Genomic DNA, 12,220 nt, shown 5'->3' with positions numbered 1-12,220 from the left:
ATATTTACACCGGACTGTTTACGCTGATACCGGTTCCGGTTTGTTACTATTATAATAAGGATGTGTTTTTATAATGAATTCATCAGATAATTTTCAGGATTCTGCTCTTTCCCGTCTTATGCCCTTGATGAACAGTTCTTTTACTCCCGGACAGGCACAGGCTACTGTGGACAATTTTCAGGATTTGGATCAACGGCAGATTGCACAGGCTGAATTATATTATTTCTCGGGACGTGCAGAAGAATGCAGAAATATTGCGGAACTTTATCTCCAGGACAAAGATCTCTGTCTGCGCCTGTCCGCAGCACTTTTATATTCTTTTTCCAATCTTACTCTGGGCAATCCATCTGCCTCCAAAATGGGATTCAGAAATATTCAGGAATGTCTTCTTCTCGCAAAAGACAGTTCTGCACCAAAAGGAATCATGGCCTCCTGTGTTTTTGCCAACTATCTGGCCATGGTACTGATGCATCTTCCCACAGACGGACTTCCTCCTCTTCAGGATTTTCTGCCATCTTTACCTTCAGGGCTTCGCGCTTATGCTGTTTATATCCTCGCTCATAACGCTTATCTTCACAAAGAATATAAACGGGCACTGGGATTATGCCAGTCTGTCTTTCTGATGCTTGACGGCTGCTATCCTGTTGCCATGGAATATCTCTACTGCGTAATCATTATGTGTCTGATCAACCTGAAACAGCAGGATGAGGCCAGAGAAGCTCTGATAAAAGCATGGAACATGGCAAAACCGGATGGATTTCTGGAACCGTTTATCGAACATCATGGGTTGATGCTTGGACAGATTGAAGCCTGCATCAAACCTGCAGAACCGGAAAGTTACAGACAGCTTTCCCAGGCAGTTATTGCCTTCAGTCGTGGCTGGATGGCTATTCATAATCCCCAGCTTCAGTCCTCTGTTACAGATAAACTGACGCCTATGGAATTCTCCATAGCCATGCTCGCAAGCAAAGGCTGGACCAATCAGGAAATCGCAAAACAACTGTCTCTGTCACCAAATACGATCAAACATTATCTTTCCCGCATTTTCCATCTGCTGGGCATAGAAAAACGCGAAGAATTGAAACCATTTGTAAATAAATAATAGCAAAAAGGCACTTTTTTGCCTTCTAACGGGCATTATATAATTTCATTCCATGATGTATAATATCCCTATAAACATATATTTTATAACAGGGAGGCGATCTTTATGAGAAAGAAATTATTAGCCGGGGTTATGGCACTTGCACTGTGTTCCACAAACATGCCCCCCCAGACTATATTTGCGGGGGAATTTACTTCCGGGAATCTGGAAGAGGTAACTGAAGAAATTCCTGAAATCTTTTCCGATGATAATCAGGAAGTAATAGAAGAAACAGAAGAAGAATTATCTGTGTTCAGTTCAGAGAGTATACCTGAATTTAGCAATGAAGCAAATGTTATGCCAGCTACTGCTGATCTAACAAAAATTGATTTGAATAATACCAACGATACTCTTTATAATAATTCCAGAAATGCTTGGATAATACGCGATCCTGGTTCGTACAGATTTAATGGTAATGGCAATATTACTCATGACCCCATTATAATCAAACAACCTCAGCATGGAAACTTTTATATTTATCTAAATAATGTAAATATTGTTTCCGGCGCAGTGCCAGCACTAGTTATAGATAATCCTACAGGTAAAAACTATATATATTTAGAAAATAGCAACTCCCTTGAAAACCACGGCTCAGAATCTGCTTTGCAGATTAACCCTAGCTCTGAAACTAGCATCAATAATTCTCCAGGTAATAATGGCAGTTTAACTGCAAAGGGTTACTTTGGTATCGGCAATCACGACTCTACGCTTACTATCAATGGCGGCTCGGTAACTGCATTTTCCGAATCCAAAACTGGCATCGGCGGTAAAAATTTTGATATTACTATTAATGGCGGCTCGGTAACTGCATCTTCCACACGTGGAACTGGCATCGGCGGTGAAAACTCTGATATTATTATTAATGGCGGCTCGGTAACTGCATCTTCCACACGTGGAACTGGCATCGGCGGTGAAAATTCTGATATTATTATTAATGGCGGCTCGGTAAAAGCCTCTTCCGTATCCAGCTCCCCAAAAAACACCCAAAGGAAAGACGTTTACTGTTGTACTATTGAAAATCCAAAATCTGAGGCTGTAATAATTGATAGAAATCCTACGTCATGGGAACCCAAGAATCACCAAGCAGTCGATCCGCTGTACGCATGGCTAACCGGTGAAACGCATACTATTTCTGTCGGAAATACAACACAAACCTATTATTTTGACAAAAAAAATAATAATAATGAATTCAAGCCTATTACAAATCGGAACTTTACATTTACTAAGCCATCGAATTTAACATATGATGGAACAGCGCAAAAAGCCCCTTTAGAATGTAATATTGAAGATATAAAAGATAAAATTACACTGTCCTATTATAATAAAGATGATGGTCAGAAATCAAATGAGGCTATCAATGCAGGAACTTATACCGTAACGGCAAATATAGCAGGAAACCGTTTTACAGATCCGGATTGGACTTTCACGATTGAGCGTCGAAACCTTAATATTTTAATTGATAATAAAGAAAGGAACTATGGAGAAGATAATCCTGAATTAACCTATTCAGTATCTGAACAAACATCTCTAGCTCCTAATGATACTACCAACGATTTAGGCATAACACTTACAACTAATGCAATAAAATCTTCACCAATTACAGATGCCAATACCTCTTGGTCAATCACGATGGCTTCATATACAAATAAAAATTATAATATACAGGCAACTCTCGGAACACTTACGATTAATCCGGCAACCTTTGATAAAGATTCCATCAAAATTACAGCATATAGTGGAACATATGATGAATGCGAACACCCAGTTATAAATGAAAATTCATCCTATCCAGCTGGCAGTACAGTCGAATATTCAACAGAAACCGGAAGTCCTAACTGGAATACAACCTGTCCGAAAGTAAAAAACGTATCTGATTCTAAAAAAACAAAAGTACGGATACGTATCAGCAAAGATAATTATGAGCCATGGGTTTCTGATGAAATTCAAGCAACAATCTTTCCAGCAAAGATAGCAAATCTTCCTTTGGACCCCCAGATATTCGTTCCATGGACTTGTAAGAAAGTTGCAGATATAACCACTAACTTACCCACAAACTGGAACTGGCAAGATTCTTCTAAGGATTTACAGGAAGGAAGTAATTCTGTTATCGCAGTTTATACCGGTTCTGATGCAGACAAAGGCAATTATGAAAGAGAAACTGTTACTTACACAATTATCAGAGGTAAATGTACACACGAACACACCGCAGGACGTTACTACTCCTCTCCATCCTGTACTTCCAGCGGATACAGTGGAGATACCTACTGTAAAGACTGTAATAAAACAATTTCCTATGGTTATACCATTTCCGCATATGGACATGACTATGACAGCGGCGTTATCACTACAGAACCAACTACAGAAACTGACGGAATCATAACTTACACCTGTAAGCGGTGCAAACATCAGGATACAAAAAACCTCGGAAAACTTGGCGACGGTGAACCTTACATTGAGGGAAGTTTCCAGAAGAAAGGCTGGGATGCTGTCAACGATCTGATTAAGGCTTCCAAAGAAAAAGATACCATTTCCATTACCCTGAACGGTTCCAGGACGCTTCCTGCTTCTGTTTTATCCGGGATAAAAGGCAAAGATATTTCCCTGAATCTTGATATGGAGAATGGTTTCATCTGGAAGATCAACGGTACTTCCATTACAGCAGAAACACCTGCCGATACTGATCTTTCTGTTACAAACACAGCAGAACATATCCCGGCAGCATTATACAGCCTGATCTCCACAAACCAGAATGATTTCGGTTTCCATCTTGGAAGAAACGGAGCTTTCGATTTCCCGGCTGTGCTTTCTGTAAAGGCAGATGCTTCCTGTGCAGGACTTATGGCAAATCTGTTCTGGTATGATGCTGAGAATGGGGTTCTGCAGTGTATCCAGACTGTAACTGTAGGCGGTGCATTTGAGCGCAGTATTCCATATGCTGACTTTACCCTTTCCAAAGGACAGGATTATTTCATAGCATTTGGTACAGAATCTCTCAATGGCAGAGTCATTCACACAGACGGAAGTATCACAGATGAAAACGGTGCATACCTGCGTCCTGCTAACACAAAGATTTCCAGCCATTCCATTGACAGAAATAAATTAACTGTCAAACTTTCCAAAGGATGTGCAGGTGCTCAGGGTTATGACTTCGTAATCAGCAAGAAATCAAATATGCTCCAGACCGGTAAATTCAGCAAAACAGTTTCCTCAACAGGCAAGCCACAGGCATCTTTCAAATATCTTTCAAAAGGTACCTGGTATGTGGCAGCCCGAAGCTGGGTTCTGGATGCACAGGGCAATAAGGTCTATGGTTCCTGGACAAAGATCAAGAAGATCAAGATCACTGTTGTCACACCACAGCAGCCAAAGATCAAAGATATTACTGTAAAAGAAAACACTGTGACTGTTACTTACACAAAATGCAAAAACGCCACAGGTTATGAAATCCTGCTCGGAAACAAATACAAGACCTCCGCAGGTGAGAAATATCCGGTTAAGAAATATGTGAAACGTACAGAAGGCAAAAATACCGTAACTGTAACCTTTACAAATGTAAAGAAAGGCACCTGGTATGTGACAGTACGTTCCTGGAATAAGACCTCCAAGGATAAATCCAGAGTTTACAGTCCATATTCCGATATAAAAAAATTCAAAGTCAAAAAATAGTTTATAGTAAAGTAATAAAAAATCTCCTGTGATTGCAACCAGAATCACAGGAGATTTTTTATTACTTTTTCAGATCAATGTTTCTTATTTTACCACACGAACTCTGGAAACACCTTCAATTGCTTTCAGCTCATTCAGTGCTTCTTTGGATGCTGCGCTTTCCAGATCAATGAGAGTATATGCGTATTCGCCTTTGCTCTTGTTTGTCATATCTGCGATGTTCAGACCTTCTGCACCAAGGATCTTGGTGAACTGGCTGATCATGTTCGGGATGTTTTTGTGGCAGATGGCAATACGTCCTACTGCTACGCAGGTTCCCATATCACAGTTGGGGAAGTTTACAGAGTTCTTGATATTTCCGTTCTCGAGGAAATCTCTGACTTCTTTTACTGCCATTACCGCACAGTTTTCTTCGGATTCTTCTGTAGATGCTCCAAGGTGTGGAGTTACCAGGATTCCCTTATGTCCTGCTACTGTATGGTTTGCAAAGTCTGTCACATATTTCTTTACTTTTCCGCTGTCTAATGCTTCGATCAGGGCATCCTCATCAACCAGAAGATCCCGGGCAAAATTCAGAAGTACTACGCCGTCTTTCATCTTGTCTAATGCTTCTTTGTTAATCATCTGTCTTGTGCTGTCAAGAAGAGGCACATGGATGGTGATGTAATCACACTGGGAATAAATCTCATCCAGGCTCTTGATGTGCTTGATGGTGCGGGAAAGATTCCATGCAGCATCAATAGAGATGTATGGATCATATCCGTATACTTCCATTCCAAGTGCAGAAGCAGCGTTTGCCACCATTGCTCCGATGGCACCAAGACCGATGATACCCAGCTTCTTGCCCATGATCTCGCATCCTGCAAACTGTTTTTTCTGTTTCTCAGCAAGTTTGTCGATGTCTTCCTGGTCTTTCTCTTTGGCAACCCATTCGATACCACCTACGATATCACGGGAAGCAAGGAGCATACCTGCAAGTACAAGCTCCTTAACACCGTTTGCATTGGCGCCCGGTGTATTGAATACTACCACACCTTTTTCTGCACAGTCCTTTACAGGAATATTGTTGACACCTGCACCTGCACGTGCGATTACTTTTACGCTCTCAGGAAGCTCCATGTCATGCATCTTTGCACTTCTTACAAGGACTGCATCACACTCCTGCAGATCTTCGCTTTTCTTATATTCTTCATCAAATAATCCCAGACCTTTTTCTGCAATGGGATTCAGGCAATGATACTGAAACATTATGCATTTTCCTCCTCAAACTTCTTCATGAAAGCAACCAGTGCTTCCACACCTTCTTTTGGCATAGCGTTGTAGATACTTGCACGCATACCGCCCACTGTACGGTGTCCCTTTAAGTTTACAAGTCCTGCCTCTTTTGCTTCTTTTACAAATTTGGCATCCATGTCCTTGTCACCTGTTACGAAAGGTACATTCATGAGAGAACGGTCTTCCGGTACAACAGTTCCTTTGAAGAGTTTGCTCTGATCAAGGAAATCATAGAGGATTTTTGCTTTCTCGATGTTGCGTCTCTGCATTTCTTCCAGACCGCCCATTTTCTTCAGCCATTTGAAGACTTTACCGCATACATAGATGCAGTAGCAGTTTGGAGTATTGTAAAGAGAACCTGCGTCTGCCTGTGTTTTGAATTTCAGCATAGTAGGTGTTCCTTCCAGAACATCGTCTGTGATCAGATCTTCGCGGATAATGGAGATTACCATACCAGCAGGTCCGATATTCTTCTGTACACCGCCATAGATGATGCCATATTTGGATACATCAACAGGCTCAGATAAGAAGCAGGAGGAAACATCTGCTACCAGAGTTTTTCCTTTTGTGTTGGGAAGCTTCTTGAATTTTGTTCCGTAGATTGTGTTGTTTTCGCAAATGTATACATAGTCTGCATCCGGGCTGATTGGAAGGTCGCTGCAGTCAGGAATATAGGAGAAAGTCTTATCCTCAGAAGAAGCGATCTTGTTTGCTTTTCCATATTTCTGTGCTTCCTGGTATGCTTTCTTTGCCCACTGTCCTGTTACAATGTAATCAGCTACCTTGTTCTTCATAAGGTTCATAGGGATTGCTGCGAACTGCTGGGAAGCTCCGCCCTGAAGGAATAATACCTTATAGTTATCCGGAATCTTCATCAGATCACGGAGATCCTGCTCTGCCTCGTCGATGATCTTCTGGAAATCAGCACTTCTGTGGCTCATTTCCATTACAGACATACCAGAGCCCTGATAGTCCATCATCTCCTCTGCTACTTCTTTCAGTACCTCTTCCGGCAGTACAGCCGGTCCTGCGGAAAAATTATACACTCTGCTCATTGTTTTTCATATCCTCCTCATCAAAAATATCATCAATGCTTGCGCCTGCCGGTACCATCGGGAATACGCTGAGATCCTGATCGATCATACAGTCAAGTACGATAGGTCCCGGACATGCCAGAGCCTCTTTTAATGCAGGCTCTACCTCTTCCATCTTTGTGATACGGATTGCTTTTGCTCCCATGGCTTCTGCCAGTTTCACAAAATCTACTGCATCATTTAAAATTGTATGGGAATATCTGTGGTCATAGAACAAGGTCTGCCACTGACGTACCATTCCCAGTACATGATTGTTCAATACGATTTCAATTAAAGGTCTGCCACAGCGGACTGCTGTTGCGATCTCATTCATATTCATACGGAAGCAGCCGTCACCTGCAATGTTTACCACTGTCTTGTCCGGTCTTCCCATCTTGGCACCGATGGCTGCACCAAGTCCATATCCCATAGTTCCCAGGCCACCGGAAGAAAGGAAGGTTCTTGGCTCTTTGTATTTAAAATACTGAGCTGCCCACATCTGGTTCTGTCCAACCTCTGTTGTGATGATGGCATCTCCCTTTGTCAGTTCGTACAGCTTTTCAATAATGTATGGGCCTGTAAGCTGGGAATGATCATATCTTAACGGATATTTTTCCTTCAGTTCACTGATATGTGCAGTCCATTCCGGATGTCTCATTTCCGGAACCTCTGCCAGAATACGTTTGAGAACTTCTTTCTCATCTCCTACCACACTTGCATCTACTACGATGTTCTTGTTAATCTCTGCAGCATCTACGTCAATCTGGAGAATCTTCGCATTCTTTGCAAAGGTCTTCGTGTTTCCTGTGACACGGTCACTGAATCTGGCTCCCAGCACGATCAGGAGATCGCAGCCTGAGACACCAAGATTGGAAGTTTTGGTCCCATGCATTCCAAGCATTCCTGTGTACAGAGGATCTTCTCCGGAAAATCCTCCCTTACCCATAAGACTGTCACATACAGGAGCATCGATTCTGTGAGCAAGCTCTGTCACTTCTCTGGATGCTTCTGAGATAATCGTGCCGCCACCTGTAAAAATAAATGGTCTCTTCGCTTCTTTGATCATCTGTACTGCAGTTGCAATGTCTTCGTCTTTGATGGTGTCTGTTTTCGGTGTGATCTCAGCAGGAGCGCAGGCAGTATATTCATATTTCGCACCTGTCACATCCTTGGTCACATCTACAAGCACAGGACCGGGACGTCCGCTCTTTGCAATATAGAATGCTCTGCGTACAGTGTCTGCCAGAGTAGTAATGTCTTTTACGATAAAGCTGTGCTTTGTGATAGGCATTACAATTCCTGTAATATCAACCTCCTGGAAAGAATCCTTTCCGAGCAGCGGGGTTCCCACGTTACATGTGATTGCCACCATTGGTACGGAATCCATGTATGCGGTAGCGATTCCTGTTACCAGATTGGTAGCTCCGGGACCGGAAGTTGCAAGACACACACCGACTTTACCGGTTGCTCTTGCGTATCCGTCTGCTGCATGGGATGCTCCCTGCTCATGAGAAGTCAGTACATGTGTGATCTGGTCTTTATATTCATAGAGGGCGTCATATACATTCAGGATGGCACCGCCCGGATATCCGAATACAGTGTCAACGCCCTGTTCTTTTAAACATTCAACGATGATTTCAGCACCTGTAAGCTGCATCTTTACGTATCCTCCTAACTTTTCAGGCAGGAATCACAGGTTATGCTGCAATTCCCGCCGGGTACTTGTTCATCTTTATTTTGCTTTTGGTACCTCAAGGATCGCTCCTCTGTTTCCGGAAGTTACCATAGCAGCATATCTTGCAAGATATCCTGTTGTTACCTTTGGCTCACGAGGCTGCCATTTAGCTTTTCTTGCCTGCATTTCTTCATCAGAAACCTTGATCTCCAGTTTCAGTTCCGGAATGTTAATACTGATGATATCCCCTTCTTCAACAAGTGCGATCGGTCCGCCGACTGCTGCTTCCGGTGATACGTGTCCGATGGATGCTCCTCTGGATGCACCGCTGAAACGTCCGTCTGTGATCAGTGCTACAGAAGATCCCAGTCCCATACCTGCGATCGCAGATGTAGGGTTCAGCATTTCTCTCATACCAGGGCCGCCTTTCGGTCCTTCGTAACGGATAACTACTACGTCACCCTCTACGATCTTGCCGCCTTTGATAGCTGCGATTGCGTCTTCCTCGCAGTCAAAGACTCTTGCAGGTCCTTCATGGACCATCATCTCTTCTACAACTGCAGAACGTTTTACAACACCACCGTCCGGTGCAAGGTTACCCTTGAGAACTGCAAGTCCGCCTGTCTGGCTGTATGGATTGTCAATCGGTCTGATAACTTCAGGATTTAAGTTTACACAATCTTTGATGTTCTCGCCTACTGTCTTGCCTGTAACTGTCATGCACTCAGTATGAAGAAGTCCCTTCTTATTCAGTTCGTTCATAACTGCGTATACACCGCCTGCTTCGTTCAGGTCTTCTATGTATGTAGGGCCTGCAGGTGCAAGGTGACAGAGGTTTGGAGTCTTTGCACTGATTTCATTTGCAAAGCTGATATCAAAGTCCATTCCAATCTCATGAGCGATAGCCGGAAGGTGAAGCATACTGTTTGTGGAGCATCCAAGTGCCATGTCTACTGTCAGGGCATTGAGGATTGCTTCCTTTGTCATGATATCTCTTGGACGGATGTTCTTTCTGTACATTTCCATAACCTGCATACCTGCATGTTTTGCAAGACGGATACGCTCGGAATATACAGCAGGGATGGTTCCGTTTCCTTTCAGACCCATACCAAGAACCTCTGTCAGACAGTTCATGGAGTTTGCTGTGTACATACCGGAACAGGATCCGCATGTAGGACATGTTTTCATTTCACATTCTGTCAGTCCGTCTTCATCAAGCTTGCCTGCTGCGTAAGCACCTACTGCCTCGAACATACTGGAAAGGCTTGTCTTGTGTCCGTTCAGATGTCCGGCAAGCATTGGGCCGCCGCTTACAAATACAGTAGGAACATTCAGTCTGGCTGCTGCCATCAGAAGTCCAGGTACATTCTTGTCACAGTTTGGAATCATTACCAGTGCATCAAACTGATGTGCCATTGCCATGGCTTCTGTGGAATCTGCGATCAGGTCTCTGGTAACCAGAGAATATTTCATTCCAACGTGTCCCATTGCAATACCGTCGCATACTGCGATTGCCGGGAACATAACAGGTGTGCCGCCTGCCATTGCCACACCAAGCTTAACTGCCTGTGTGATCTTGTCAAGATTCATATGACCCGGTACAATTTCATTGTAAGAACTTACGATACCTACCAGAGGTCTGTCCATTTCTTCTTTTGTCATTCCAAGAGCATTAAACAGGGAACGGTGAGGTGCCTGCTGTGTGCCTGTTTTTACTGCATCACTTCTCATTGTTTTATTTCCTCTTTTCTTACTGTTTTATTTATTTTTAATGATTCAACCGAAATTCCTGACTCCGTAATCTGCCTGCGCCGGCTGAATCCTCTTAATATCAATTCTTACAGAGCTGCTGCGATCAGATCGCCCATTTCCTTTGTTCCTACAAGCTTGCATCCCTCTGACATGATATCACCTGTGCGGTATCCCTCTGTCAGAACCTTCTGCACTGCTGCTTCCACTGCATCTGCTTCCTTGTCCATATCAAGGGAGAAGCGGAGCATCATTGCCGCGGAAAGGATAGTTGCGATAGGGTTTGCCTTATCCTGTCCTGCAATATCAGGTGCAGAACCATGGCTTGGCTCATAGAGACCGAATTTTGTCTCATTTAAACTTGCAGATGAAAGCATTCCGATGGAACCTGTTACCATACTTGCCTCATCTGAAAGGATATCTCCGAACATGTTCTCTGTCAGGATAACATCGAACTGTTTTGGATCACGTACAAGCTGCATTGCGCAGTTGTCAACCAGCATATGCTCTAAGGTAACATCTGGATAGTCTTTGGCAACTTCCTCTACCACTTTTCTCCAGAGTCTGGAAGAATCCAGAACATTTGCCTTATCTACGCTTGTCACTTTATTTCTTCTCTTACGTGCGATCTCAAATGCTTTGATGGCAATACGGCGGATTTCGTTTTCATTATAGGAAAGTGTATCAATTGCTTTCTTCACACCATTCTCTTCAATAGTCTGACGTTCTCCGAAATACAGACCGCCTGTAAGCTCACGTACAATGATCATGTCAAATCCGTCTCCGATGATCTCATCGCGGAGAGGGCAGGCTTTTCTCAGCTCATTGTAAAGGTAAGCCGGTCTTAAGTTTGCAAAAAGATTTAATGCCTTACGGATTGCAAGAAGTCCTGCTTCCGGGCGTTTGGACGGCTCAAGCTTATACCATGGAGAAGTTTTTGCATCTCCGCCAATAGAGCCCATCAGTACGGCGTCTGATGATTTGGCAGTGGCAATTGCCTCATCAGTAAGGGGTACGCCGTGTACATCGATGGATGCGCCGCCTAACAGAACTTCTGAATAGGAAAAGCTGTGTCCATATTTCTCGCATACCTTGTCCAGTACTTTCTTTGCTTCTCTTACGATTTCCGGTCCGATTCCGTCGCCGGGGATCAATGCAATCTTATAATCCATAATAATTTCCTCCAAAAATACTCTAATTGCGTAATTGTTATTATAATAACGCACTTTCCGACAGATTTCAACCTATTAAAGTGAAAAAATACAAAAGTGCCAATCAAAAAAGCAGAACCACAGTCATCACTGACTATGTGTTCTGCTTTTTATCATTTCTCTTTCATTATTCGGCAGCGCTTCCGGCTTTCTCAACTTCAGCGATTGCCTGTTTTCTCATAGGAATACGGCAGTTTTTGTTATTACCGAATTCTACGATCACGTCTTCTTCTGTCATATCAATGACAACTCCATAAAAGCCGCCGGTAGTAACAATGCTGTCGCCAACCTCCATGTCATTTAACATTGCCTGAAGTCTCTTCTGCTCTTTTTTCTGAGGGCGAAGCATTAAGAAGTACATAATTCCGAACAGTACTACCATCCAGACAATAGCGCCAACCATACCCATTCCGCTTGATGCGTCCATTTT

Annotated in this window: 8 protein-coding genes; 2 read left to right on the top strand and 6 right to left on the bottom strand. The window is 43.1% G+C overall.

Going from position 1 to position 12,220, the window contains the following annotated elements; all coding sequences use genetic code 11:
* The first annotated feature begins 73 nt into the window (after positions 1–73).
* Complete coding sequence (locus I4V44_RS10940) at positions 74–1,102, top strand: helix-turn-helix domain-containing protein (RefSeq protein WP_196002710.1); 1,029 nt, start codon at positions 74–76, stop codon at positions 1,100–1,102.
* 105 nt (positions 1,103–1,207) lie between these two features.
* Positions 1,208–4,807: an MBG domain-containing protein gene (locus I4V44_RS10935; protein ID WP_196002709.1), complete on the top strand. Its 3,600-nt coding sequence runs from the start codon at positions 1,208–1,210 to the stop codon at positions 4,805–4,807.
* An 84-nt stretch (positions 4,808–4,891) separates the two neighbouring features.
* On the opposite strand, the gene I4V44_RS10930 is transcribed toward I4V44_RS10935, so the two are convergent.
* The 6 genes from I4V44_RS10930 to yajC all read right to left on the bottom strand — a co-directional run bounded on the left by I4V44_RS10930 (position 4,892) and on the right by yajC (position 12,217).
* The gene (locus I4V44_RS10930; RefSeq protein WP_196002708.1) at positions 4,892–6,055 is read right to left on the bottom strand and encodes a phosphoglycerate dehydrogenase; all 1,164 of its coding nucleotides are present in this window, start codon (positions 6,053–6,055) and stop codon (positions 4,892–4,894) included.
* On the bottom strand, positions 6,055–7,137 hold the full coding sequence (gene serC, locus I4V44_RS10925; RefSeq protein ID WP_055058074.1) for a 3-phosphoserine/phosphohydroxythreonine transaminase: 1,083 nt from the start codon (positions 7,135–7,137) through the stop codon (positions 6,055–6,057). Before serC ends, I4V44_RS10930 begins: the two co-directional genes overlap by 1 nt.
* A complete protein-coding gene (gene ilvB / locus I4V44_RS10920) occupies positions 7,121–8,812 on the bottom strand; it encodes a biosynthetic-type acetolactate synthase large subunit (protein WP_055059475.1) in 1,692 nt (563 codons plus the stop codon). Before ilvB ends, serC begins: the two co-directional genes overlap by 17 nt.
* Before the next feature lie 75 nt (positions 8,813–8,887).
* A complete protein-coding gene (ilvD, locus tag I4V44_RS10915; protein ID WP_022380362.1) occupies positions 8,888–10,561 on the bottom strand; it encodes a dihydroxy-acid dehydratase in 1,674 nt (557 codons plus the stop codon).
* Positions 10,562–10,668: 107 nt separating this feature from the next.
* Positions 10,669–11,751, bottom strand: coding sequence for a 3-isopropylmalate dehydrogenase (leuB, locus tag I4V44_RS10910; protein ID WP_008703487.1), 1,083 nt, complete (start codon positions 11,749–11,751; stop codon positions 10,669–10,671).
* A 166-nt stretch (positions 11,752–11,917) separates the two neighbouring features.
* Positions 11,918–12,217 (bottom strand): preprotein translocase subunit YajC, encoded by a 300-nt coding sequence (gene yajC / locus I4V44_RS10905; protein WP_117844208.1) that lies wholly within the window; start codon positions 12,215–12,217, stop codon positions 11,918–11,920.
* Positions 12,218–12,220 lie beyond the last annotated feature (3 nt).

The organism is Blautia sp. 1001283B150304_161114_C9 (assembly GCF_015668165.1).
Taxonomy (GTDB): Bacteria; Bacillota; Clostridia; order Lachnospirales; family Lachnospiraceae; genus Blautia_A; species Blautia_A wexlerae.
The sequence above is the reverse complement of the archived record's forward strand: the minus strand, read 5'-3'. Positions and strand labels throughout refer to the sequence as shown.